The organism is Pseudomonas sp. UBA3149 (assembly GCF_002364655.1).
Taxonomy (GTDB): domain Bacteria; phylum Pseudomonadota; class Gammaproteobacteria; order Pseudomonadales; family Pseudomonadaceae; genus Chryseomonas; species Chryseomonas luteola.
Map to the genome: position 1 here is coordinate 1 of NZ_DEYV01000033.1, position 23,863 is coordinate 23,863.

The following is a 23,863-nucleotide window of genomic DNA, read 5'->3' on the forward strand; positions in this document are numbered from 1 at the left end:
AAGGGCTACGATAGTGAAGGGTTGCGTCGCTATTGCGACCGCTTCGGTATGCAGCCGGTGATCGCCCAGCGCACGATGCACCGCAAGCCCCGGCCAGGTCTGCCTCGCCTGTTTGATAGGCCCAAGTATCAACAGCGTAACGTGATCGAACGGCTATTCGGTTAAAGGAAAAGCGTCGGCTCTGTACTCGCTTTGACAAGCTGGCTAGCAGCTTCAAGGCCATGGTAATGCTGGCCTGTATCGAGCGATGCATGCGGGCCGACTTTTCAGACAAACCCTAGGGCCTACCAAAATTGAAGCGACCATAGCCAGAGCCCCAGAACAGTTGACCATTTATAATCGATGGCGCACTGGCTACTGCATACTTCCAGATAGTAGCCCCGGTATTGCGTCGAGCACTACCATGTCACCGGACATCGAACCGGCATAAACCAGACCCGGCGACGACGCCATCGGCCCTAATCCGCTAGTATGTTTTGACGTCACCGGATTGGTACCGGTGGCAGGCGCTTGCCAGAGAATCCGGCCAGCGCGGACCACATACCACCCTTCCAGCTTTTCTTGAAATCAGGCGCCAACGTGTGATTCTGATTTAAGGAATTGTTGATCGACACATAGATTTGCGAATTGAGCGGATCTACCGATGAGGTCCACTCGATTCCGCCGACTGTGTCTCTAGGGCCTACTTGGATTAACCAAAGGGTTCGCCGGCTCCTGCATCCAGCACCAGCCCCGAGTCGGCATAGTTATCAGATATTAGTCGATGCGTCCTAGACACAACAGCACGCTGCGCTCGCCGAATGCCATAGACCCGGTGGTTGAAGGGGCCAACCGTCAGCATGCCTCACACGGCAGCGCCAGCAGGCTGTTGGTTGACCCGCCGGTGCCGATACAGGAAGGATCACACCATGCAGCAGAACAGATTATGTGATGGCGCCAATATGCCAGGGAACGAATTCATTCTGTCCATAACCGTGCTGCTCGCTCTTGCTTCGCTCGCCCGAGGCAATCCTAAGCATTTTTTCGAAAATCTCGGCCCCAGATGCTTCGATGGTCAGCGTACCGGTCGCGATTTCGCCACAATTGATGTCCATGTCCTCCTCCTGACGCTGCCAAAGGGCGTTATTGGTCGAAAGCTTGATCGAGGGCGCCGGTGCGCATCCATAGGCCGAGCCCCGTCCGGTAGTAAAGGCAATGAGATTTGCGCCTCCCGCCACCTGCCCGGTAGCGGAAACCGGGTCATAGCCGGGCGTGTCCATGAATACCAGTCCCTGAGCCCTTACCGGCTCGGCATATTCATAGACAGCCATCAGGTTACTTGATCCAGCTTTCGCTACCGCGCCAAGCGATTTTTCCAGAATGGTCGTAAGGCCACCCGCCTTGTTGCCTGCAGACGGGTTGTTGTTCATCTCCGCTCCCGTGCGTCGGCAATACTCTTCCCACCAATGGATGCGCTCGATGAGCTTTTCGCCTACCTCACGGCTGGTAGCCCGACGGGTCAGCAGATGCTCGGCACCATATATTTCCGGTGTTTCGGACAGGATAGCCGTACCACCGCAGGCTACCAATCGGTCTACCGCATTACCCAGGGCCGGATTGGCGGTAATACCGGAGTAGCCATCCGAGCCGCCGCATTGCAGGCCTACTATCAAATGACGGGCACTCACAGGCTGGCGCTCGATGCGATTGGCTTCGTTCAAGAGGTCTTTCACATACGCAATGCCTTTGGCTACGGTCTTGGCCGTACCTCCCGTATCCTGAATGGTGAACGTACGCAGTGTTGCGGTCGCTTCCAGCCCCTGAGCCGTCATCATGCCTTCGATCTGGTTGGTTTCGCACCCAAGTCCGATCACCATGACCGCCGCGAAATTGGGATGGACGGCATATCCGCCCAGGGTGCGGCGCAAGATGGCCAGAGGCTCGCCTGCTGAATCTACAGCGCAGCCGGAGCTATGCGTCAGCGCGACGACGCCATCCACATTGGGATAAGGTGCCAGGGCGGCCGGATTGATATCCCGCCGAAAATAGTCAGCCACTGCCCGAGCTACAGTCGCCGAGCAATTTACCGAGGTCAGGATACCGATATAGTTGCGCGTCGCTATACGACCATCCGGGCGGACGATACCTTGAAACATCGGCCCCTCGGTGGGAAAGGCCTGCACGTGGGCATCCTCTCCAAAAGCATAATCCCGGGCAAACTCACCCATCGCCAGGTTATGAACATGGATGTGCTCGCCGGGCATGATGAGGGTCGTGGCAAAGCCGATGATCTGACCATAGCGGCGCACCGGTTGCCCGCTATCAATCCGGCGCACCGAGAACTTGTGGCCTGCGGGAATGGGCTGACTGAGGGTTACGCGCTCCTCCACGATGGCAAGCCCTGCCGGCAGCGGCTGTAGAGCCACGAGGACGTCGTCCTGCGGGTGGAGGCGAATCACGGCTTTGGCGGTATCGATCCCGCCTGTTTTTGTTATCAGTTCCATGGCGTTCTCACGATAATGTCAATTTTGCAGTAATTGACGCACGGCCAGCTCTACCCCGCGCAACTCTGCCAATCCTTTGAGACGGCCGATCAGTGAATAGCCGGGGTTGGTACGGCGATGCTGATCATCCAGCAGCTGATGACCATGATCGGGCCGCAGAGGAAGTCGGGGGCCATGCTCATGTTCGCGTCGACACTCTTCCAGAACCAGCTCACGGATCACACCAACCATGTCTGCGTCTCCAGCCAGATGATGCGCTTCGTGAAAGCTGCGCGGATCAGCCTCGCGCTTCACCGAGCGCAGGTGAGTGAAATAGATGCGAGGCGCAAACTGCCGAGCCATGGCAACGAGGTCGTTATCTGCACGCACCCCGTAGGATCCGGTGCAAAAGGTCAACCCGTTGGCCGGACTGGGTGCCGCATCAAGAAGCCATTGGGCGTCCTGTGCGGTAGACACGATACGAGGCAAGCCCAGAAGAGGCCGTGGCGGATCGTCGGGGTGAATGGCCATGCGTACGCCCGCCTCCTCCGCCACCGGCACAATGGCCTTGAGAAAGTAGCCCAGGTTTTCCCGAAGCTGCTCCGCGTCGATGTCCGCATAGGTCGCAAGCAGTCCTTTGAAATCATCCAGGCTATAGTGCTCTTCAGCGCCTGGCAGACCGGCAATCAAGGTAGCAACGAGCGTATCGCGCCGGGTGTCGTCCAGGTTGTCAAAATAGGTACGGGCCCGCTGGATATCGTCCTCGGTGTAGTCCGCTTCGGCGCCTTCACGCTTGAGGATAAAGAGATCAAACGCGGCAAATGCATCCTGATCAAAGCGTAGTGCCCACCCGCCGTCCTCCAGCGGCCATGCGAGGTCCGTACGGGTCCAGTCTAGGATGGGCATGAAGTTATAGCAGACAATATCGATACCGCACGCCGCGAGATTGCGAAGGCTCTGTTGGTAGTTGCCAATGTAGTCATCGCGGCGGCCACAGCCTCGCTTGATATCCTCGTGAACGGGAATACTTTCCACCACCGACCAGGTCAGTTCAGCTGCCTCGATCATCGCCTTTCGTTCACTGATCGCCTCTACTGTCCAGACTTCCCCGTTGGGAACCTGATGCAAGGCCGTGACGATGCCTGTCGCACCGGTCTGCCGAATGTCGCTCAAGCTGATGGGGTCGTTAGGGCCGAACCAGCGCCAGGTATGCTCCATGACTTCGCTCCTCAGTGATTAGTATTGTTCGTCGCTTCTGCGAGCGCCGCGGCAATACCTTGGGTGCTCAGCACACGGTAGGCTTGATGCACGGCCTGCCGGAACCCCTCCTGCTCGGTCAGACTCGCCGGAAAGACGTCCGTAAGTCCCAGAAAGGCCTCGACCAGTGCCTCTCCCTGCCGGTGCGCATGCAACTCAGCAAAGGTGTCACGCAGCGGATCATTTACCTCATGCGCCCCTTGGCTGCTCTGCCCGGAGCAGTACTCAATCCAGGCCGCTACGCCAAACGCAATGCAGCTGATTCCGCCTCCCTGAGCAAGCCGTGCTTCCGTGCCGGAGAGCCAGCGCTGAGGCAGCTTTTGCGAGCCGTCCATAGCGATCTGATGCAAACGGTGCTGGAGGCTGTCGTTGCGAAAGCGTGCTATCAGATCATCAGCATAGGCGTTGAGGTCGATTCTTGCCGGCATTTCCAGTGTCGGCATGGCCTCGTCCTTCATGTAATGCCGGACAAGTCTGACCAGTGCAGGATCATTCATAGCGTCATACACCGTGGCATGACCCACCAGTGCACCTACGTAGGCCAAAAGTGAATGGCTGCCATTGAGTAGCCGCAGTTTCATGGTTTCGAATGGGCGTACATCCGCCACCATCTGCACCCCCTCCTGCTCCCAGTCGGGCCGCCCCTGAGGAAACTGATCCTCTATCACCCACTGGCTGAAGGCTTCGCCAATAACGGCTGCCGGGTCCTCGCAGCCAAGCTGACGCAACGTTTCGAACGAGGCGTCAGTCATGGCAGGAACAATGCGGTCTACCATACTGCAGGGAAACGCGACCTCCTGACTGATCCAGGCGGCCAGTCGTTCATCTTGGGCAGCCGCCAATTGCGTTACCGCCTGCCGTGTTCGCTGGCCGTTGTCCGGCATGTTGTCACAGCACAATACTGTAAAGGGGGCTATCCCACGGGCATGACGGCGCCGCAAGGCCTCTACCAGCAGACCTGGGGCCGTACGCGGCGCATGGGGCGTGCGAATATCATGGGCGATATTGGGGTCATCTACGCGTAGCTGCCCAGTGGCGGGACTCAAGCAGTAGCCTTTTTCCGTAACAGTCAGTGTTACGATGCGTGTCGCCGGGTCGGCCATTCGTTCGAGCAAGGCTTCTCTATCTTCACCGCCTTCGCCGGCATAAAGCACTTCCTGCAACGCTGCGATTTCTCGCAAGGCAACGTGCTCACTGTCGCGGTATTCGGCCACGTGATAGCGACAACCTTGCGCACGAAGCTGATCGACAAGTACCCGGTTGGACCGAATGTTGGCGCTGCATATACCCCATTCGCCTCCGCCATGCCGTGCCAGAGTGCGCTCCAGGTAGACCGCCTGATGCGCTCGGTGAAATGCACCAAGGCCCAGATGCACGATGCCGATGATCGGCTTTGGATAGGTTGAGGGATACCGCTCGACTTCACGCATGGAAAGGCTCCTTGATTCCTGCCAGAGTAACGCCACAGGCTTCCCCCAGCGCTTGAAGGGATTCGATCACCCCTGTCTCAACCGGCACACCCTCACGCGATGCCGCTTCCTGGGCCTGGATTTCCTTGAGTCCCGCGTACCAGACCTGATCGTGCCCTGCGGCAGGCTCCGAGGTACGCAGGTCTGACAAGAGCTGATCCATGGCTTGGCGAAACTCATCCGCGGGGCGGAACAGGTCGATTCGAAAAGCAGCAAAAAAGTGCCCCACTCGCCCCGTACTCCCAGGCGTATCGTGCAGGTGCCTGCCAAACCCATGCCCTGCCAGTGCGCCACAAAGGATGTCGACCATCACGGCAAGACCATAGCCCTTGTGGCCACCAAACTCGGTGCCCGCACCGCCTAATGGGTGCAACCCGCCGCCTGCATAGATGTTCATGCTTTCCAGGAGACTGGGGGCATCATGGGCATCGCCTCCATCCGGTGCCGCAGCCCATCCAGTGGGCAACGGTGTGTTCTGCCGGCCATAGACTTCCAGCTTGCCGCGCGTCACGGCTGTGGTCGACATGTCCAGCACAAAGGCCTTCTCCCTGTCGGCCGGTGCGGCAAAAGCGATCGGGTTGGTGCCAAACATGCATTGTCGACCATGCGTGGGAACGCCAAGTGCCGCCGTGTTGGTCATGGCGATGCCAATCAGGTCATGGGGCAGCGCCTGCATGGCGTACCAGGCGGCAATACCAAAGTGGTTCGAATCGCGTACGGTAGCGAAACCCGCGCCGTGCTCGCAGGCTTTGGCAATCACGGCATCCATGGCCTGCTGGCTGACCGTGGTGCCCATACCACCCTGGGCGTCCAACACCAGAGAGAGCGGCGTTTCATGAACCAGCTTCGGTTTGGCATCTGTCAGGATACTGCCCGCCTTGAGCCCTCGCACATAGCGCGGCAGACGTGCTACGCCATGGGAAGGAATGCCCCGGGCGTCAGAATTCACCAGCACCCGGGCAGCGAGTTCGGCGTCCGGTGCGGCGAGACCATGGGCTCTAAAGACCTGCTGGCAGAATCCTTCAAGCGCCCCTTGTTCTACACGTGTGTACTGCATCTGCAACTCCTTACGAGGAACGGCCCAGTACTGACGGCGTAGCGACCGGTGGCGCCATCTCCGCCTGCACAGGGGCAATAGGCTTGACGAAACGGGCCACACACAGCGCACCCACAACCGTCAAAAGACCTGCCAGGAGGAAGGCACTGGTAAATGCCCCGGTAAACTGGACGATAAAACCGGTCACAGTCGGACCCACAATACCGGAGGTATTGGCCAGGAAGTGCATGAACCCGCTTACCCCACCTACTCGCGCTGCCGGTACGGTATCCTGGATGATGGCCCAGTAAATAGCGCCGGTCAGATACAGGAAGAATACAGACAGCGCCACCAGCGCTACCGCGCTATACATGGTGGAAACAAGCCCGGCGCAACCGATGCAGACCGCACAGCACAACAGGCACCCCACCAGCACCACCTTGCGCGAGAACATCACCCGGCCGGTTTTCTTGAGCACGAAGTCGGACACGAAGCCACCCAGCGCCAGTCCCAGGCATCCCAGAATCCACGGGATGACGGTCGCGATACTCATGTCCTTTACGTTCATGCCATGAGCCATGGTCAGGTAGCTTGGGAACCAGGTCAGGAAGAAGTACAGCGTGTAGTTGTAGGTGAAGAAGGCAAACGCCGTAAACAGCACGGTAGGCTGCTTGAGGTAATACCGGAGTGGCTGAGTCGGCACGTTGGCAATCTCGGTGAGCCGTTCACCCTCTTCGATTTCACGTGCTGCCGCACCGTCCGGCTTGGCCTTGATGAACTTGAACCACACCGCCGCCCAAACGAGGCCAATAATCATGATGACGATAAAGGACTCCTTCCAGCCGTAGGTGACGGCAATGATGCCTACCACCGGCCCGGAAATGGCGCCACCCAACGGCGTACCGGCCATGGAAACACCCAAGACGCGTGCTCGCTTATCGGGCGCATACCACGTGTTCACCATCTTGCTGGTTGTCACGCTCAGCGGCCCTTCCCCCATGCCAAACAGCACACGGATCAGGAACAATGAGGCAAAGCCCAGGGCCAGCACCGTCAAGCCACTGAACAGTGACCACAGCACCATAGCCACCAGCAGCGTGGTTTTGGCACCATAACGATCCGCTGCCCAGCCGCCAACAAAGTTGAAGGCTGCATACCCTACGAAAAAGCTGCTGAAGATCAGCCCCATCTCGCCGGCATTGAGCCCAAAGTCCTTCTGAATGAACGGAGCCGCCACAGACAATGCCGAGCGATCCAGATAATTGATGACACCCGCCAGAAACAGCATGACGAGTACCAGGCTACGACCTTGACCAAACATGGAAACCTCCCGCTTCTTGTATTTATCGGTGAGGGCGCCCGGGTGGGCGCGTATCGATTGGAAAGACGGCTAAGGCCGTCCGAGTTAACCCGCCACGTGCATCAACTCCACTAACACCTTACGCGTCTGCTCAGGATGGCTTTCGATCAGATCAATGGCCTCAGGCATATCGTCAAAGGCTACGCGATGGCTGATCAGATCCTGCGCATTCAGCTTTCCGGTCGCCATCAGCTCAATCACCCGTGGAAATTTGCGGTTGTTGAGCCGCGATCCTACTAGCGTCAATTCCTTCTTGATCATTTCCAGCTGTACCAGGTCGCTGGGCGCTGCATTGAAACCCAGAAGACCAATCCGCCCGGCGGGTGACGCCAGCCGCACCATTTGAGGCATCAACGCAGGAATACAGGCTGCATCTACAATGAGCGGTACGCCCTCGCCTCCGGTCTGCTCCTTCATGACAGACTCCACATCCTGTGCCTGCCCGTTGATCGTGCGTGTCGCGCCCAACGCCCGGGCTGTTTGCAGGCGCGTATCAATCACATCGGTAACAGTGATGTCGGTAAGTCCCAGGGCGCGCGCCATCTGCACGATGGTCAACCCGATAACGCCAGCGCCATAGACCAGTACAGAGTCGCCTGGCTGAGGTTGCATGCGATCAAGCACGTTCAGCGCGATGGAATACGGCTCCACCAAGGCAGCATGGCTGAGCGGCATCCCCTCTGGCAGTTTGTGAGCGTTCTCCGCTGGCACACTGACGCGCTCGCTGAAACCACCGTCGCGGTGCACGCCAATCACTTGCAAATGGGTACAGACATTAGGACGGCCAATGCGACAGGGGTAGCAGGTGCCGCAACTGATGACCGGATCGACGCACACACGATCGCCAACGCTCAGCGTCTCGACACCCTCGCCGACCTCCTGAACGACACCGGCAAACTCATGCCCGGTCACCCGTGGAAACCGAACGAACGCATTCTGCCCATGGATGATATGCATGTCCGAACCGCAGATACCCGCATACGCCACGCCTACCACCACCTCACCTGGCGCAGCGACTGGTGTCTCGACCTGGGCCAGACTGAACTCATGGGGAGCCCGTACCTGAAAAGCTTTCATTGTTTGCCACTCCTCTGGATCGACCTAACGGCTGCACCGGCGTTACCCAGCAGCCTCCCTGCATACAATTGGTTCTGTTTGTTCATTGTGCGTACCCGTCTGTTGTTGTCATTGTCGAGCATGATTCACCAGTGCCAGAGCGTGCCGTCTACGAGGCGGTTTACCGGCAGACTGGCACGCTTGTAGGGATAGCGCGCCGCCAGATCTTCATCGATGTCCACGCCATGCCCTGGCGCTTCGCCCGGCGTGAAATGACCATCTTCGAATCGATACGCGTGGGGGAAGACTTCATCGATCCGCTCCTCATGGGGCATGTGCTCCTGGATGCCAAAGTTAGGTACCCAGGTATCGAAGTGCAGTGCCGCTCCCATGCATACCGGTGACAGGTCAGTTGCGCCGTGAAAACCGGTACGCACGTGATACAGCGCCGCCAGATCGGCGATGCGCCGGACATGGGTAATCCCGCCGGCATGTACAAGGGTGGCGCGGATATAGTCGATCAGCTGCTCCTGGATCAGCTCGCGGCAGTCATGAATCGAGTTGAAAACCTCACCCACCGCCAGCGGTGTGGTGGTGTGCTGGCGGATCAGGCGGAAACCTTCCTGATTCTCGGCAGGTGTACAATCTTCCAGCCAGAACAGATTGAATTCCTCTACCGACTTACCCAGACGCCCTGCTTCAATGGGTGTCAGGCGATGGTGCACGTCGTGGAGGATGTGCAGGTCGTCACCGAAGCGTTCACGAACCGCAGCAAACAGCTTGGGGACATACTTGAGGTACTTGGCAGTGTCCCAGACGTGTTCGGCCGGCAGGTCACTGTCTGCCGGCTCGTAGCGCTCACCTTCGCGCTTGGCCACACCATAGGTGGTGGGAATACCGGGAATGCCACATTGGACTCGGACGGCCTTATAGCCCAGCTCTACATGTCGGGCTACCTCATCCAGGCAGGATTCGATGTCCTTGCCAGTAGCGTGCCCGTATACCATCACCTGCTCACGACTTTTGCCGCCAAGCAATTGATACAACGGCATATTGGCGGCCTTGGCCTTGATGTCCCACAACGCCAGGTCAACCGCGGCAATCGCCGTCATGGTGACGGGCCCACGACGCCAGTAGGCACCGCGGTACAGGTATTGCCAGATGTCTTCGATTCGATGAGCATCCCGTCCGATCAAGGCAGGAATAACATGTTCCTCCAGATAGGCGACCACGGCCAGCTCACGGCCATTGAGGGTAGCATCGCCGATTCCGTAAAGACCTTCGTCAGTCACAATCTTGAGAGTAACCAGATTACGACCGGGGCAGGTCACGATAACGCGGGCTTCTCTTATCTTCATTGTTCAAGCCTGGGCAGCTAGGGAATACGAAAGCGCGGGCATTGCCGGCATGGCGGGAGGCGGAATCAGGGCGCCTCGGTACTGAATGACATTGACAGCCAACCGGTGACCCCACCGGGCAGCCTGTTCAGGATTACCGCCCTGCAGACGACAGGCTAAGTATGCTGCGCTGAAGGAGTCACCGGCGGCGGTGGTATCGACCACCTGCTGCGCCTTCTCGCCGGGAATCGTCAGAACCTGCCGTCCGGTATGGATCAGACACGGAGCCTCCCCCCGCTTGAGGACTATTTCAGTAACGCCTGATTCGACATAGGTGCGGAACAAGACCTCAGGTGAAGAGAAGCCGAACAGCTCGACATCGTCCTCCCAGGTAATCAGCGCTAGGTCGACCAACGCCAGCAATGCCTGGTAGCAGTGCTGCGCCGTAGCGCGATCCGGCCAGAGTCGGGGACGGTAATTATTATCGAACACGATCCGCGTGCCCTGCCTGCGCGCCTCGGCCAATGTCTCGAGAAGCCGTGCCCGGCCTTCAGCAGTCAGCACCGCCAGGCTGATGCCGCTCAGGTAGATGACGTCATAGTTGAGCAAGGCCGCCAGCGTCTGCGCTGCCTCATGGCCATCGAAGCAGCGTCGGGCGGCCGCCTCACCACGCCAGTAAAGAAACTGCCGCTCACCCTGCTCATCAGTCTGGATGAAATAAAGACCAGGCAATGCGTCAGGCAGGTGTCGCACATTTTGTGTACCCAGCCCTTCAGCCTGCCAGGTTTGACACATGACCTCGCTGAACGGGTCTTGACCGATGGCGGTTATATAATCCACCGAAATGGCCGTGGACTGGCATAGCCGAGCCAGGTAGACCGCGGCGTTGAGTGTATCCCCGCCAAATGCCTGAGTAATCGTGCCTGCGCTGTCGCGTTGCAGCTCGATCATGCATTCACCAACCAGGGCAACCCGTATCGGGGATGGCAAAGATTTGAAGAGGGACGTCATAGGGAGCCCCCCACCCGATTCGTCACACACGCGTCTGCCTGGACGGGCGTTAGATACCGTTGTCGAATGGCCTGCATCATCTGGTGCCTTCTTGTTTTTGTAGCGGGGTTCCACGCTTGCGGACCCTACATCAGCATTATTGAAACGCGGTTTCAATTCCTGTATTGAACCGAGTGTAGCGATTCAACAAAGTACGTCAAGAGAAATGAAACGCTGTTTCGAAATGGAATTCAGATACACTCAACAGCGTTCGCAGAGGAGCCCGCATGGATAGTCCCACTACCAATAATGAATCTGTAACCGCGGTTAGCCGGACCATGGCTATTCTGGAGGCGCTGGGTCAGTGCCCTGAAGAAAGTGGCGTTTCAGAAATTGCGCAAAAGCTGGACATGTCCAAGAGCACCGTCTACCGCTTTCTACAGACCCTTAAATCGCTAGGGTATGTCGTACAGGACAGCGAGGATCGTTATCGCCTCAGCGTGCGGCTGTTCGAACTGGGCAGTAAGGCATTGCCGCATATTGATCTAGTACGTGAAGCCGAGCCCGGCATGCGTACCATCAATGAGCTTACGAGCGAAACAGTGCATCTAGGCATTCTCGATGAAGACAATATCGTTTATGTCCACAAGATCGACTCGCGCTACAACCTGCGGATGTACTCGCGGATCGGCTTGCGTGCGCCGCTTTATTGCACAGGCATTGGCAAGGTACTGATGGCCTGGCGCGACGAGCAGGATGTACGCAAGCGCCTGGCGAGCGAGACCTTCCAGCCTCGTACGGCCAATACCCTGTCGAGTCTGGAGGCCTACCTTGAAGAGCTGGCACTTATCCGCAGCCAGGGATACGGTGAGGACAAAGAAGAATTCGAAGAGAATATGCGCTGCCTTGCCGCGCCCATCCATGACCGCTTCGGCCATGTCGTTGCTGGAATGAGTGTTTCCTTCCCCTGCTTTCGCTTCAGAGAAGAACTCAAGGACGAATACGTTCAGGAATTACTAAAAACAGCCCAGGTCATTTCGCGCCGCTTGGGTTGCCCCGAAAGCATGTTTAACTAAATGTTCGACGTGTCTCCGCTGCTACTAGCGAAAGCAGCGGAGAAGTAACAGCGCATTTAGTGTGCAGCCGTCAATCCACGATAAAGCTTGTGGTAGTACCGTAATAGAGATTATCCATCTTCTGACCGGCTACTTCATAACCATTCGCAGGCGTCTGGTAACCACTTGCCAAGATGAACCGACCTTTCTCCTTGGCAGGGACATCGACAACGCCCTGACTATCTGTCTTCAATTTCAGCGCCTGATTTTTTGGATCGAACAGAACCACATCATGTTCGGCAAGCGGCTTGCCTTTGAACAGTAAGGTAAAGCGGTTACTGTTTGCAGCAGCAGGCACGAGTTCGTAATCCAGCAGTGCCTTGGTCTCGGTGCGGCCTGCACGAGCGTGCATCAAGGCGGCTGTATAATGGCCCTGCTCATCCTTCCAAGGTTTCCAGACCTGATCGTTATAACTGCGAACATCCCCCTGCTCGTTTACTGCAGCCTCCAGATGATCTTCACGTGCTACAACCTTTGCCGTTGCATTTCGATCATGGGTAAACACTTGAGTGGTAGGGGCCAGCGCCGCAATGGTCTCGCCGGTTTCCAATACGCCCTCGTCCGGCTCGCCGAGGTAGACACGTATGGGGCCACTTGCATCCCGCTCAAGCCAGAGTTCATGCGCGCTTGCATTAAGTACAACGCTACCAAGACCAATACAGAGCAGAGCGTTTCTAAGTATCACCACAGGTTTTCCTTATTGAAGGTTATTGGAAGCGCCTCTTCACCACTTGGCAAAAGAAATTCGCACCGGTTGCACCGCTTTCATGTATCGCGCAGCAGTACATAAAGCATGTAAAAATCACTGATGAGAAGCGTTTTTCCGCCTGCTTGACCTCTTTAGCCCTTACCTCACATCCATCCTATCCCGTTACGTCGATAAAGCCTTATGGCTAATTTGTAATGAGATATTTTCTTTTTTGATACAAATTCTCAATTGATATAAGTTATCAGGTAGATAGAAAACCTCTCACCTCGCGCTATTAGCTGTGGTTGTACTTAAGCGCTTATCTACAAAGGACTTGTATGTACCGCTCTGCTGCTTCATCTTGCGCTATCGTTGCCTGCGTGACCCTGCTTGCCTCACCCATAAATGCGGCTGAACAAGAGGCTGCCCTTGAACTGGACGCTACCGAAATCAGCGAGGAATCGCTAGATGAAAATCCTACAGGGCCGGTGAGTGGATATGTCGCCAATCGCAGCCTTACGGCGACCAAGACCGATGCCTCATTAATCGAGACACCGCAGTCCATTTCGGTCATTACCCGTGATCAGATGCAGGCTCAGGATGCGCAGAGCCTCAATCAGATCCTGCGTTACACCGCGGCCGTCATTCCGGAAAGTCGTGGCGCTACCGCTTCGCGCCTGGACCAGTTGACCATTCGGGGGTTTTCACCAGGCAGTTACCTAGACGGGCTGCGCATGCCCGGCAGCCGAGATGCCCTTCCTCAGGAAGATGCCTTTGATCTGGAGCGTGTAGAGGTACTAAGAGGGCCTGCGTCGGTACTTTATGGACAATCCAGCCCGGCAGGCGTGATCAATATGGTCAGCAAGCGTCCCCTGGATACGCCCTACCATGAAATCGGTGTTCAGGTAGGCACGTTTGACAAGAAGCGGACCACGCTGGATTTCAGCGGTCCTTTAGACGACGCAGGAGAGTTTTCCTATCGTCTGCTGGGTCTTTATGACGATGCGGATGGCCAGATCGAACACACCGAAGTACGTCGACAGTCTATTGCACCGTCATTCACCTGGCGCCCCTCGGAGAACACGACCCTTACACTGCTGGGCCATTTCCAGCGGGATCCCAAAGGGGGCTCCTACGGCTCTATTCCCGCCTATGGCTCAGCACTGCATAGTCCAACCGGCAGGCGCATCAAGGTCGACTTTTACGACGGTGACAAGGAGTTTGAAAAGTCTGATCGTGAGTACTATTCACTCGGTTATCAGTTCGAACATCACTTCAACGATACCTGGACTGTACGGCAAAACGCTCGCTACCTGCGCAGCGAGGGCATTTACCGCAGCTTGTACAACGCGTCTGTCCTGGCGCCTGATTACCGCACGATGAGCCGCAGCACCATTGCAACCGATGTGGATATTGACGCCTACGCCCTCGATAACCAGCTCCAGGCCAAGTTTGGTACGGGCCCGTTACAGCACACCGTGTTACTGGGTGCTGACTATCAGAACACCAGCAGCGATACCAAGGCCGGTTATGGAAAAGGCAGTAGCCTGGATATCTTCGACCCTGTCTATACCGGTATCGATCGCTATCCGGCTTTCTCGACCGACGCGACTCAGCGCAGTGAGCAGAAAGGTCTCTACCTACAGGATCACCTGAGTTGGGACCGCTGGGTCCTGCTAATGGGAGGACGATACGACTGGGCAGATACCAGCAATAGCACACTCACCCTCAGCACTGGCAGAAAAGCCAAAAGTTCGCAGTCCAGCGAAGCATTTACAGGACGTCTGGGGCTGGTCTACCTGTTCGATAATGGATTTGCACCTTATGTAAGCTACGCGGAGTCGTTCGAACCGCAGTCGGGCACGCTCTATGGCGGCTCGCTCTTTCAGCCATCGGAAGGCAAGCAGTACGAAATCGGAATCAAATACCAACCGCCTGGGAGCAACAGCTTTATCACCATCGCAGCGTTTGATCTTCGCAAGACCAACGTACCGACGCTCGATCCAGACCCAACGCACCTGTGTAACGGCAGTCGGTGCCAAGTACAGGATGGCGAAGTCCAGTCCCGTGGACTGGAGATTGAAGGCAAAGCCAGCCTGACCAATAATCTGGACATCACTGCCGCCTACGCCTACCTCGACAACCGGATCACAAAATCCAACAACACCACCAACAGAGCCCCTGGGGTGACGGGTATTGCAAACGGTCCCGAGGTACCCGTGGAAGGCACGACTACGTACGGCCTGCCTCACCATACCGCTTCCGCCTGGGCCGATTACACTTTTCATGAGGGGCCGGTTAAAGGTCTTGGAGTAGGCGGCGGTGTACGCTACGTCAGCTCCTCTTGGGGCGATGCCGCCAACACGTTAAAAGTATCCGGCTATACGCTGTTTGATGCCGCCATCCACTATGACATCGGCCACATCAATAGCCCTACCGACAACTTGCGGCTGGCGCTGAATGTAACCAACTTGACGGACAAGGAATACATCACAACCTGCTACTCATACTCATGGTGCTGGTATGGCTCGCAACGTACGGCGCAGTTAAGTGCTACGTACCAGTGGTAACCAATACTCCGGGCCGCACCCTGCATTATTCTACTGATATTGTCGGTAGCCTGTAGACTGGCACTTAACGTCTGGTAGCTAAAAGATACTGTTCAGCTACCAGACGCGCATCCAGCAGTGCGTGGTGAGGCACCTGCTCTTCAGCAATTGCCTCGGCAAGATCGGGTATCAGGTCATAGCTATTACGGGGCGCGTTACGCACATTGGCAGGCCACTTGCCATGGCGATATGCCAGTTGACTGAAGAACTCCCAATCCCACAGTGGCGCATCACAGCACACGATGACCTCTTCATCAAAGCGGGATAGAAACTGCCATAGCGCATCCCTGGCGTCCGGTACGCTCATGCCATACTGCACAGGGTCCAGCTGCGGCAGCACAATTTCAATGACAAAGTCAGAGCAGTCTGCAAGGTCCCAATTCTGCGGCAATTCAACATAGAACTCGGGGCCGTCTGGAACAACCAGCGCCAGCGAAATCAGTCTGGCTTGCGCAGTAAGACTGGTGAACTCTGTATCAAGAAAAGCAAATGGCATTGCGTCACCGCGAGCTGGTGTGTGTCAGTATGTAATCATCTAGTCAGGAGAGGCTGTCGATGTCTGAACACGTTCATTTCTACGAACCCGCCAAAGGCCATGATCTGCCCCACGATCCCTTTAATGCGATCGTCGGCCCACGTCCGATTGGCTGGATTTCCTCTCACAACGAGCAGGGGCAATTGAATCTGGCGCCGTACAGTTTCTTCAATGCCTTCAACTATGTGCCGCCCATTATCGGCTTTTCCAGCATTGGCTATAAGGATAGCGTACGTAATATCGAGCGGACGGGTGAGTTCTGCTGGAACCTTGCGACACGCGCACTGGCGGAACAGATGAACACCAGCTGTGCAGCGGTAGCGCCGGAGGTCAACGAATTTGAACTGGCCGGGTTGACGACTACCCCCTCACGCGTGATCTCGGTACCACGTGTTGCCGAAACGCCGGTGGCCTTCGAATGCAAGCTCACCCAACTGATCCAGTTGCAAACCGCAGCCGGGGATTCGGTGGAAAGCTGGCTGGTGTTGGGCGAGGTGGTCGGCGTACATATCGACAGGTCACTGCTGGTCGACGGGGTCTATCAGACTGCGGCCGCACGGCCCATCCTGCGCGGGGGTGGCCCGGCAGACTATTTCGAGATTACCGAAGCGCAGCTCTTCAAGATGTACCGGCCGAAATAAATACCCAATAATTATTCAGCGCAAACGAAAAACCCCGCGCTTGGCGGGGTTTCGTCGACCTTACTCAACATCCTGTCAAGTTGCCATCCTGGCGTGGTCGTCGTCCTTGAGGTGCGATGAGCGCTTCCTGCGCTGCATTCCGATATGTGTAGATTACGCAGATGCTGCATGCAGGCCTAGCGCCAACCGACTTCTATCCGTGTAAGCCTTTTGCCATAGGTGCCGTCAGTATGGACTCGCGCTTTGGAGCCACATGGGGAAAGCGCAAGGTAAAGCAAATGTGCCGATGCTCATCCTGCTCGACGCTTGCACTTCCCCCATGCAGACGCATGATGGCAGCTACAATCGCCAGTCCAAGCCCGTTGGATTCCGAGCCATGCCGTGCCGCATCACCTCGGTAGAACCGATCAAACAAGCGCTCCAGCTGACGAGGTTCGAGCATAGGGCAGCTGTTCTCTACCTGGATCCATTGCTCCTGTCCTTTTTGCAGTGTACGGATATGGATAACGGAACCTTTGTCCGCATATCGAATGGCGTTGGCAACCAGATTGCTCAGCGCACGGCGCACCATCAGCGGATCAGCTTCCAACTTCCCGTCGCCTTCAGTACTGAGCCGCAGCTCGCGCTCTTCGGCTAGCCCCTCGAAATAGTCCGCCACACGCTCCAGCTCGTCTGCAAGCGACAGGGTTTTGTAATCCAGTACCGCCTGTGCATCATCGGCGCGGGCAAGAAACAGAATGCTTTCCACCATGCGTGAAATACGCTCCAGCTCTTCTAGATTGGAGGCGATCACACTCTGATACTCATCCAGAGAGCGAGGTTGCTGCAACGTAACCTGGCAGATCCCCATCAGCGAACCGATAGGCGTGCGAATCTCGTGGGCAAGGTCCGCTGAGAACTGCACCAGACGCTGATAGCCATCCGCCAGCCGATCCAGCATACCGTTGAACGCCGTGGTGAGTTGATCCAACTCCTTGGGCGTATTGGCGGGATCGAGTCGACTGTTCAATCTCGCGGGTGTGATTGTTGCGGCATGGGCAGCCATTTCACGAATAGGCAGCAACCCTCTGCGCAGCAATAGATAGCCCAGAATAGCTGTCAGCAGAAACGCCAGCACTACGGCGCCCAGGATGCGCTCACGGAACGTATCAAGCATGGCCATTTCCTTGACCAGCAAATGAGCCGCCACGACACGAACCGAGGTATCCCCGGAACGGACTTCAGCCGCCGCCGCGCGCAGGGGAGTATTGTCCGGCGCAACACCACTGCGCAGGTCATCCAGACTTAATGACTCGTCACTGCCGACCACAGGCAAATCCGGCAGTATGGCCTGCTTGGGATTGACCATGACGATAGGCTGCCCCTGCTGGCTGATAATGAAGACATCCTCCTCATTACCCAGCATGTTTTCGAACAGCTGCGGATTGCGCTGCAGATCCGCAAGATTCAGGTCATACCTCAACAGTTTACGAAAATGGTCGACCCGGCCAAGTACGGCATAATCACTGCGCTCCAGTAGCGTGTGTTTCAACGAGCCGTACAGATAAACGCCCGCGCCGCCTACGGTCAGCATGGCGACAACCGCAAAGGCCAGGGTTGCCCGAAGGGTTAGAGAGGGCTGTCTTCGGATGCGCATGGCCGAGCCTCACAGACGTAGCCAATGCCGCGTACCGTATGAATAAGTTTGATGGGATAGGGTTGATCGATCTTGCTGCGTAGTCGCTTGATGGCCACATCCACTACATTGGTGTCGCTATCGAAATTCATGTCCCACACCTCCGACGCGATCAGGGTACGCGAGAGCACCTCACCTTCACGGCGCAGCAGCAGATGCAACAATGCGAATTCCTTGTTGGTCAGCGTAATCACCTGCTGCTGCCGCGTGACGCGCCGCCTGAGCAAGTCCAGCTCAAGATCTGCCAGGTGATAGTGGTCGACCTCACGGACAACGCCACGTCTGAGTAGCGTACGGATGCGCAACACCAGCTCGGTAAACGAAAACGGCTTGACCAGATAATCATCCGCACCCAGCTCAAGGCCGCGGATACGGTCCTGCACCTGATCGCGGGCGGTAAGAAACAGGACAGGCACATCGTGCTTCTTGCGCAGCACCTCCATGATCTGCCAACCGTCGATGCCAGGCAGCATAACGTCCAGAATGATCAGGTCGTAGTGCTGCTCAAGCGCCATATGCAGGCCGTCCGCTCCATGCTGGGCCCAATCCACCGCATAGCCGGACTCACCCAGCCCTTTCTTCAGGTACTCACCGGTTTTTGTGTCGTCTTCAATCAGTAATAGGTGCACAGTTGCTCTCCTGCGATCAGTGGATTCTAACGAGCACGGCGACGGCGGTGGATTACATTTTTGTCATTCCCCCGTCATCTTCATGACCCCTTCCCTGCGCGAGCATGGTTCCTGCAATCTATCCCAGAAGGATTCGCCCATGACCAAGAATCTGTTATCCACTGCCCTAGGTACCTTGTTGCTGAGCAGCACGTTGCTTGCCCATGCCGCCACGCCCGCCGGCGCCGCCATGCCTACCGTCAAGCCGGTTCGCGGAACGGTAGATGCCGTGCAATCCAACAGGCTAGATCTCACCACCCGCAATGGCCAACACCTGTCGGTTGCGTTGACTGACAAGACATCTTATCGCCTGGTCTCTCCGGCCAAACTGGACGCGATCAAGCCCAACAGTTTTGTAGGTTCCGCTGCCATTCCGCAGCCGGACGGCAGCCTCAAGGCACTGGAAGTTACCGTATTTGAAGCCAGCCTGCGGGGTACTGGCGAAGGCCATTACGGATGGGAAAACGCTGATGGCTCTTCCGGTACCATGACCAACGGTACTGTTGGAGAACTCAAGAATGCCAACGGCCGCACCCTGACAGTGCAGTACAAGGGCGGCGAAAAGCAGTTGCATGTGCCTGAAGATGTGCCGATTGCCTATGTAGAACCCGGCAAGGCGGACGAACTCAAGCCTGGAACCAAGATCGTGTTGTTTCCTGATGCTGATGGCAAGACGGCCAAAGGCGTTGCAATCGGCAAAGACGGCTATACCCCACCCATGTAGTCCAGCTGAGGCGCACCGGAGCGGTGCGCCTACCCTCCTATCGGAGATGACCTATGACGCATCCGACTACCACGCGGCGGCTGGTGCATGCCTGGCCGGTACGCCTGACTCACTGGATCAACGCCCTTGCCATGCCCTGCATGTTTTTGAGCGGATGGGGTATCTACAACGCCTCACCGCTATTCGGGTTCGCCTTTCCGACCTGGGCTACCTTGGGCGGCTGGCTGGGTGGCTCCATTGCCTGGCATTTCGCGGTCATGTGGGTCCTGGTGATTAATGGCGCCCTCTATGTGCTGTACAGCCTCGCCAGCCGACACTTTCGTCGGGACTTTTTGCCCATAGGCGTCCAGGCCTTTCGCCAGGACCTTATGGATGCGCTGCGCTTTCGGCTAGCCCATCGACTGGGTACGTATAACGCTGTGCAGCGGCTGATGTACTGGTTCGTACTGGCCATGGGCGTTCTGGTCGTGCTTTCGGGTCTTGCGATATGGAAACCCGTACAGTTGCAGACCCTGGCCACTCTGGTCGGTGGGTTTGACCGGGCACGCTATGTCCACTTCCTTGCCATGGCTGGGATCGGCGGGTTTGTGATTATCCACCTGACCCTCGTCATGCTTGTCCCTCGCACTTTTCTTCCGATGATCACCGGTCGGGCCAAGGAAACGCATCATGAGTGAGCGCAAAACTAGAATTCACCTTGAGCCAGCGCAGCGTACGCAAGTGGTTAACCTGCAGCGTCGACTGTTCCTGCGCTCCGGTCTTACCGTCGGCGCCATGGCCATGCTGACCGGCTGTAATCTGCAGGATGGCGATCAGGTAGACAAGGTGCTCTGGGCCCTGTCCCGTTGGAATGATCGGGTTCAGGCCTGGTTGTTTGGCGGCCAGCGTCTGGCGCCGGTCTACCGGGAAGACCAGATCACTCACCCCTTTCCTTTCAACGCCTTTTACCCTGAATACAACGTTCCTGACGTAGACTTGAGCGATTATCGCCTTGAGGTTTCGGGGCTCGTACAAAAGAAGCAGCCCTGGACGCTGGAAGCGCTGCGGCGACTTCCTCAGCGCAGCGACATTACTCGGCTGATCTGTATCGAAGGTTGGAGTGCCATTGGTCAGTGGAGTGGCGTACCGCTCAAGACCTTTCTCGAACACATCGGTGCTGACACCACGGCAAAGTATGTTGCCTTCAAGTGTGCCGACCGCTATTACTCCAGCATCGACATGGCCACTGCCCTTCATCCACAAACCCTTCTGGCACTAGACTTTGGCAAGTCACCGTTACCGCCCGACTACGGCTACCCACTTCGCCTGCGCGTACCTACCAAGCTGGGCTTCAAGAACCCCAAGCATATTGGCGAGCTGTTTGTAACCAACCAATACCCGGGAGGGTACTGGGAAGATCAGGGCTACAATTGGTTCAGCGGTATTTGAAACCCAGCATTCTGCCCTTATATTAAGAGCCAGCCATATGATGCGTACCGTATTTGCCTTTGCGCCGGTACGCCTCTTTTCAGCGTCATGCTGCGCTTGTACGGGTTAACGCCCTTATTCCTAGAACAATCCCAATACCGCCTAGGCTGGCATCGACCAGGTCTGAACCTGTCATACGTCGACGGCCCGATTCAAGTATCGGACAGCCGTGCCGTCATAGAGCATATGGGCATCGAGCTTTTAGACCTGATAAATCAATCATGCCGCTCCTGAACAAGAGCGCAGCATTGCTGCTAAAAAGACCGAACGGGCCTTATTTATCCAACGTCTTTTCAAGGGTTATTCCATGCACAACTTACTCGCCTCGAAGAATGCGCGCTATTATGCACTCGCGCTAGTCTTCTTGTTTTGCGGCACGCTGGCACTGTTCGGCCTGCTAGGTTTTTTCGACCCCTTCAAAACGCATCATCTGATGCTGAACAGTGCAGATAATCGCAGCGACATCATTATCTGGATGCTGCGCAAAGTATCCTGGTTCCTGTTCATGGCGGTGTCTTTCAGCGGATCACTTCTGTTCCTGGATGCAGCGGTTACGCCAGCAACCGCCACGTCCGATAAGTAATCAGCGACGCGCAGAGACCAGTCGTATGCGGGTGATTTCCGAGGGCGCACCAAAGCGAATCGGAGGCCCCCAGTAACCTGTGCCCCGGCTGATATAGACACAAAGCCTCCCCAGCCGATGGAGACCGGCCACCCACGGCTGCTGGAAACGCACAAAATGCATCCACGGCCAGAACTGCCCTCCATGGGTATGTCCGGAAAGCTGAACATCAAACCCCGCCTCGGCTGCCAGCTTTGCTGAGCGTGGCTGATGGGCCAGAAGAACCTTGGGCACGTTGTTCGGCGCACCCTGGAGCGCCGCCTGCGGATCGCTTTTGTGCTGCGGCACAAACATTCCGGCGGAATAATCCGTAATTCCCGCCAGCACCAGCTCAGCCCCGTTGTGAGCAATCACCACGTGCTCGTTGAGCAGCACCCTGAGCCCCATGTGTTTCAAGTGGCTTATCCACTCCAAAGCACCTGAGTAGTACTCATGATTGCCTGTCACCACGTACACACCGTAACGGCCTTTTAGTTCGGCCAGTGGCTGAATGTTCTCGGCCAGCTGCTTCACAGAGCCATCGACCAGATCCCCTGTTACCGCTACGACATCGGCCTCAAGACGGTTCACCCGCTGAACGATGGCAGAAATATAAGACCGGTGAATTGTTGGGCCAACATGGATATCGCTGATCTGAGCGATCGTAAACCCTTCCAGGGCTTCCGGCAGGTCTTCGACGGGTAATTCAACGTCAACGACGTTTGCAATTCGTCGTGCATTGAAGACGCCCAGCACCGTGAAGAGCAGCACCAGAACTATGACTGCCTCGGCAGAGCGTTCTGTGACCGCCTCGGACAGCGCGCCAGGAAACAACATGAGCACAGCGATCAGCACACCGCGCAACAGGCTTAGCACGGCCAGGCTGGAAAAGACTCCCATGGCCAGCAGACCTGCCCAGGCCAGCCAGGGCATGCGCAAACTGCGCGAGCGAAACCCTAATGGCACCAGGTAGCAGGACAGCGCCAGCAAAAGCGCGGCAAGCAACTGCCCTACATCGTTAAGCGGCAGATGGGGAATCAGCGTCACGCCGACATAAACATGAAGCAAAATCAGGATGACCGGCATCGTCCAGCGTGAGCGAAACATTTAAAGATCCTGTTCTAGAGCATTCAGGTAAGACCACAACGTTGCGGAAACATAACCGCGTTATAGGCAGCACACCAGCAGAAAGCTGCTGATAGAAACCGGTTCCATGGTTGCAACAAACGACCGGCCTTCTGTTTGCCTGGCCTGTAGAAGACTTCAATAGAACCTATGCCCGTTCGCGTTGTTCTTTATCCAAGGCTTAAACCCCAAGGAGACAGGCCATGAGCAACAACATTGAAGGCAAGATCGTTGTGATTACCGGTGCCAGTAGCGGGCTGGGCGAGGCAACTGCCCGACAGTTAAGTCAGATGGGCGCAACCGTTGTTTTGGGCGCGCGCCGCCTGGAGCGTATCCAGGCCTTGGCTGATGAAATCAATGGCAACGGCGGCAAGGCGCTTGCCATGAAGACTGACGTCACCGACAGTGCACAGGTCAAGGCACTGGTCGAAAAAGCCATCTCCACCCATGGCCGCGTCGACACCCTGTTGAACAACGCAGGACTCATGCCGCACTCCCCGCTTGAGCGGCTCAAGATCGAAGACTGGGACCGCATGATCGACGTCAACGTCAAAGGTGTGTTTACGGCATTGCTGCGGTACTGCCCCACATGTCCGAGCGCAAGGCCGGTCATATTATCAACGTATCGTCAGTAGCCGGACACAAGGTGCGCGCTGGCAGTACGGTCTACTCTGCGACCAAGCATGCCGTACGCATCATCTCCGAAGGACTACGCCAAGAGGTGAAGCCCTACAACATCCGCACCACCATCATTTCTCCAGGCGCAGTTGCTACAGAGCTGCCAGACAGCATCACCGAGCAGGACGTCGCCGAAAACGTCCGCAAATTCTATGAAATCGCTATTCCGGCCGACTCCTTCGCGCGAGCCGTCGTCTATGCCATGAGCCAGCCGGATGATGTAGACATTAACGAGATTCTCTTCCGTCCTACGCTTCAGGACTATTGACACTGCTCCACTGGGGTCTTGCCCGCAAGACCCTGTTTCGCCCTGCGCTATCCCATCAGTTTTTTGACGTCCTGCCTAGCTGTGCCACAATTTCCATCTTTA

21 protein-coding genes and 2 pseudogenes are annotated in these 23,863 nt (G+C 56.7%); 9 read left to right on the top strand and 14 right to left on the bottom strand.

All coding sequences use genetic code 11. From position 1 onward, the window contains the following. Positions 1-281 (top strand): annotated as a pseudogene (locus B3729_RS20235) (transposase); the annotation flags it as partial. A gap of 73 nt (positions 282-354) precedes the next feature. Here the strand turns inward: B3729_RS20235 and B3729_RS24850 are convergent. From B3729_RS24850 to B3729_RS20275, 9 genes are all read right to left on the bottom strand, one after another. After that, the gene (locus tag B3729_RS24850) at positions 355-540 is read right to left on the bottom strand and encodes a PQQ-binding-like beta-propeller repeat protein (RefSeq protein WP_404627388.1); all 186 of its coding nucleotides are present in this window, start codon (positions 538-540) and stop codon (positions 355-357) included. A 383-nt stretch (positions 541-923) separates the two neighbouring features. Next, on the bottom strand, positions 924-2,483 hold the full coding sequence (locus B3729_RS20240; RefSeq protein WP_286788822.1) for a UxaA family hydrolase: 1,560 nt from the start codon (positions 2,481-2,483) through the stop codon (positions 924-926). Positions 2,484-2,501: 18 nt separating this feature from the next. Further along, complete coding sequence (gene uxuA, locus B3729_RS20245) at positions 2,502-3,680, bottom strand: mannonate dehydratase (RefSeq protein ID WP_286788823.1); 1,179 nt, start codon at positions 3,678-3,680, stop codon at positions 2,502-2,504. An 11-nt stretch (positions 3,681-3,691) separates the two neighbouring features. Next, on the bottom strand, positions 3,692-5,149 hold the full coding sequence (locus tag B3729_RS20250; protein ID WP_286788824.1) for a mannitol dehydrogenase family protein: 1,458 nt from the start codon (positions 5,147-5,149) through the stop codon (positions 3,692-3,694). After that, on the bottom strand, positions 5,142-6,245 hold the full coding sequence (locus tag B3729_RS20255) for an Ldh family oxidoreductase (protein ID WP_286788825.1): 1,104 nt from the start codon (positions 6,243-6,245) through the stop codon (positions 5,142-5,144). The genes B3729_RS20250 and B3729_RS20255 overlap by 8 nt, the downstream gene beginning before the upstream one ends. Before the next feature lie 10 nt (positions 6,246-6,255). Next, entirely contained in the window at positions 6,256-7,545 is a 1,290-nt protein-coding gene (locus tag B3729_RS20260) for an MFS transporter (RefSeq protein WP_074826408.1), read from the bottom strand. 84 nt (positions 7,546-7,629) lie between these two features. Continuing rightward, positions 7,630-8,661 carry a Zn-dependent oxidoreductase gene (locus B3729_RS20265; protein ID WP_074826405.1) on the bottom strand — a complete coding sequence of 344 codons (1,032 nt, stop codon included), beginning with the start codon at positions 8,659-8,661 and terminating at the stop codon, positions 7,630-7,632. Positions 8,662-8,786: 125 nt separating this feature from the next. After that, entirely contained in the window at positions 8,787-9,998 is a 1,212-nt protein-coding gene (manD, locus tag B3729_RS20270; protein WP_010798285.1) for a D-mannonate dehydratase ManD, read from the bottom strand. Positions 9,999-10,001: 3 nt separating this feature from the next. Next, positions 10,002-10,988, bottom strand: a complete 987-nt coding sequence (locus B3729_RS20275; RefSeq protein ID WP_286788826.1) for a sugar kinase — start codon at positions 10,986-10,988, stop codon at positions 10,002-10,004. A 266-nt stretch (positions 10,989-11,254) separates the two neighbouring features. Between B3729_RS20275 and kdgR the strand changes: the two genes are divergently transcribed. After that, the gene (gene kdgR, locus B3729_RS20280; protein WP_286788827.1) at positions 11,255-12,043 is read left to right on the top strand and encodes a DNA-binding transcriptional regulator KdgR; all 789 of its coding nucleotides are present in this window, start codon (positions 11,255-11,257) and stop codon (positions 12,041-12,043) included. 70 nt (positions 12,044-12,113) lie between these two features. Here kdgR and B3729_RS20285 read toward each other — a convergent pair whose 3' ends face one another. Further along, positions 12,114-12,767 carry a DUF4198 domain-containing protein gene (locus tag B3729_RS20285; protein WP_239380847.1) on the bottom strand — a complete coding sequence of 218 codons (654 nt, stop codon included), beginning with the start codon at positions 12,765-12,767 and terminating at the stop codon, positions 12,114-12,116. A gap of 341 nt (positions 12,768-13,108) precedes the next feature. Here B3729_RS20285 and B3729_RS20290 point away from each other — a divergent pair, with 341 nt between their 5' ends. After that, complete coding sequence (locus B3729_RS20290) at positions 13,109-15,340, top strand: TonB-dependent siderophore receptor (protein WP_286788828.1); 2,232 nt, start codon at positions 13,109-13,111, stop codon at positions 15,338-15,340. Positions 15,341-15,404: 64 nt separating this feature from the next. Here the strand turns inward: B3729_RS20290 and B3729_RS20295 are convergent, their stop codons facing one another. Further along, positions 15,405-15,875: a 3'-5' exoribonuclease gene (locus B3729_RS20295; RefSeq protein ID WP_286788829.1), complete on the bottom strand. Its 471-nt coding sequence runs from the start codon at positions 15,873-15,875 to the stop codon at positions 15,405-15,407. A 59-nt stretch (positions 15,876-15,934) separates the two neighbouring features. On the opposite strand from B3729_RS20295, the gene B3729_RS20300 reads away from it, so the two are divergent. Next, on the top strand, positions 15,935-16,555 hold the full coding sequence (locus tag B3729_RS20300) for a flavin reductase family protein (protein ID WP_010798279.1): 621 nt from the start codon (positions 15,935-15,937) through the stop codon (positions 16,553-16,555). A 193-nt stretch (positions 16,556-16,748) separates the two neighbouring features. Here the strand turns inward: B3729_RS20300 and B3729_RS20305 are convergent, their stop codons facing one another. Then, positions 16,749-18,185 carry a heavy metal sensor histidine kinase gene (locus B3729_RS20305; protein ID WP_286788861.1) on the bottom strand — a complete coding sequence of 479 codons (1,437 nt, stop codon included), beginning with the start codon at positions 18,183-18,185 and terminating at the stop codon, positions 16,749-16,751. Further along, complete coding sequence (locus tag B3729_RS20310) at positions 18,164-18,859, bottom strand: heavy metal response regulator transcription factor (RefSeq protein ID WP_019365718.1); 696 nt, start codon at positions 18,857-18,859, stop codon at positions 18,164-18,166. Before B3729_RS20310 ends, B3729_RS20305 begins: the two co-directional genes overlap by 22 nt. Positions 18,860-18,998: 139 nt before the next feature. Between B3729_RS20310 and B3729_RS20315 the strand changes: the two genes are divergently transcribed. The 4 genes from B3729_RS20315 (at position 18,999) to B3729_RS20330 (ending at position 21,672) form a co-directional block, all read left to right on the top strand. Continuing rightward, a complete protein-coding gene (locus B3729_RS20315) occupies positions 18,999-19,622 on the top strand; it encodes a hypothetical protein (protein WP_286788830.1) in 624 nt (207 codons plus the stop codon). A gap of 53 nt (positions 19,623-19,675) precedes the next feature. Then, complete coding sequence (locus B3729_RS20320) at positions 19,676-20,299, top strand: cytochrome b/b6 domain-containing protein (RefSeq protein ID WP_286788831.1); 624 nt, start codon at positions 19,676-19,678, stop codon at positions 20,297-20,299. After that, positions 20,292-21,050 carry a molybdopterin-dependent oxidoreductase gene (locus B3729_RS20325; protein WP_019365715.1) on the top strand — a complete coding sequence of 253 codons (759 nt, stop codon included), beginning with the start codon at positions 20,292-20,294 and terminating at the stop codon, positions 21,048-21,050. The genes B3729_RS20320 and B3729_RS20325 overlap by 8 nt, the downstream gene beginning before the upstream one ends. A gap of 346 nt (positions 21,051-21,396) precedes the next feature. Continuing rightward, positions 21,397-21,672, top strand: a complete 276-nt coding sequence (locus tag B3729_RS20330) for a hypothetical protein (protein ID WP_010798273.1) — start codon at positions 21,397-21,399, stop codon at positions 21,670-21,672. On the opposite strand, the gene B3729_RS20335 is transcribed toward B3729_RS20330, so the two are convergent. After that, positions 21,673-22,797, bottom strand: a complete 1,125-nt coding sequence (locus tag B3729_RS20335; RefSeq protein ID WP_286788832.1) for a metallophosphoesterase — start codon at positions 22,795-22,797, stop codon at positions 21,673-21,675. 221 nt (positions 22,798-23,018) lie between these two features. Here B3729_RS20335 and B3729_RS20340 point away from each other — a divergent pair. After that, positions 23,019-23,761, top strand: a pseudogene (locus B3729_RS20340) (SDR family oxidoreductase). The last annotated feature ends 102 nt before the right edge of the window (positions 23,762-23,863 follow it).

Bases quoted from the DNA above. Each gene is read 5' to 3' on its own strand.
- B3729_RS20265 (WP_074826405.1), bottom strand. From the start codon at position 8,661: ATGAAAGCTTTTCAGGTACGGGCTCCCCATGAGTTCAGTCTGGCCCAG.
- B3729_RS20260 (WP_074826408.1), bottom strand. From the start codon at position 7,545: ATGTTTGGTCAAGGTCGTAGCCTGGTACTCGTCATGCTGTTTCTGGCG.
- B3729_RS20255 (WP_286788825.1), bottom strand. From the start codon at position 6,245: ATGCAGTACACACGTGTAGAACAAGGGGCGCTTGAAGGATTCTGCCAG.
- B3729_RS20250 (WP_286788824.1), bottom strand. From the start codon at position 5,149: ATGCGTGAAGTCGAGCGGTATCCCTCAACCTATCCAAAGCCGATCATC.
- B3729_RS20300 (WP_010798279.1), top strand. From the start codon at position 15,935: ATGTCTGAACACGTTCATTTCTACGAACCCGCCAAAGGCCATGATCTG.
- B3729_RS20335 (WP_286788832.1), bottom strand. From the start codon at position 22,797: ATGTTTCGCTCACGCTGGACGATGCCGGTCATCCTGATTTTGCTTCAT.
- B3729_RS20330 (WP_010798273.1), top strand. From the start codon at position 21,397: ATGCACAACTTACTCGCCTCGAAGAATGCGCGCTATTATGCACTCGCG.
- uxuA (WP_286788823.1), bottom strand. From the start codon at position 3,680: ATGGAGCATACCTGGCGCTGGTTCGGCCCTAACGACCCCATCAGCTTG.
- B3729_RS20315 (WP_286788830.1), top strand. From the start codon at position 18,999: ATGACCAAGAATCTGTTATCCACTGCCCTAGGTACCTTGTTGCTGAGC.
- manD (WP_010798285.1), bottom strand. From the start codon at position 9,998: ATGAAGATAAGAGAAGCCCGCGTTATCGTGACCTGCCCCGGTCGTAAT.
- B3729_RS20320 (WP_286788831.1), top strand. From the start codon at position 19,676: ATGACGCATCCGACTACCACGCGGCGGCTGGTGCATGCCTGGCCGGTA.
- B3729_RS20295 (WP_286788829.1), bottom strand. From the start codon at position 15,875: ATGCCATTTGCTTTTCTTGATACAGAGTTCACCAGTCTTACTGCGCAA.
- kdgR (WP_286788827.1), top strand. From the start codon at position 11,255: ATGGATAGTCCCACTACCAATAATGAATCTGTAACCGCGGTTAGCCGG.
- B3729_RS20325 (WP_019365715.1), top strand. From the start codon at position 20,292: ATGAGTGAGCGCAAAACTAGAATTCACCTTGAGCCAGCGCAGCGTACG.
- B3729_RS20240 (WP_286788822.1), bottom strand. From the start codon at position 2,483: ATGGAACTGATAACAAAAACAGGCGGGATCGATACCGCCAAAGCCGTG.
- B3729_RS20275 (WP_286788826.1), bottom strand. From the start codon at position 10,988: ATGACGTCCCTCTTCAAATCTTTGCCATCCCCGATACGGGTTGCCCTG.
- B3729_RS20290 (WP_286788828.1), top strand. From the start codon at position 13,109: ATGTACCGCTCTGCTGCTTCATCTTGCGCTATCGTTGCCTGCGTGACC.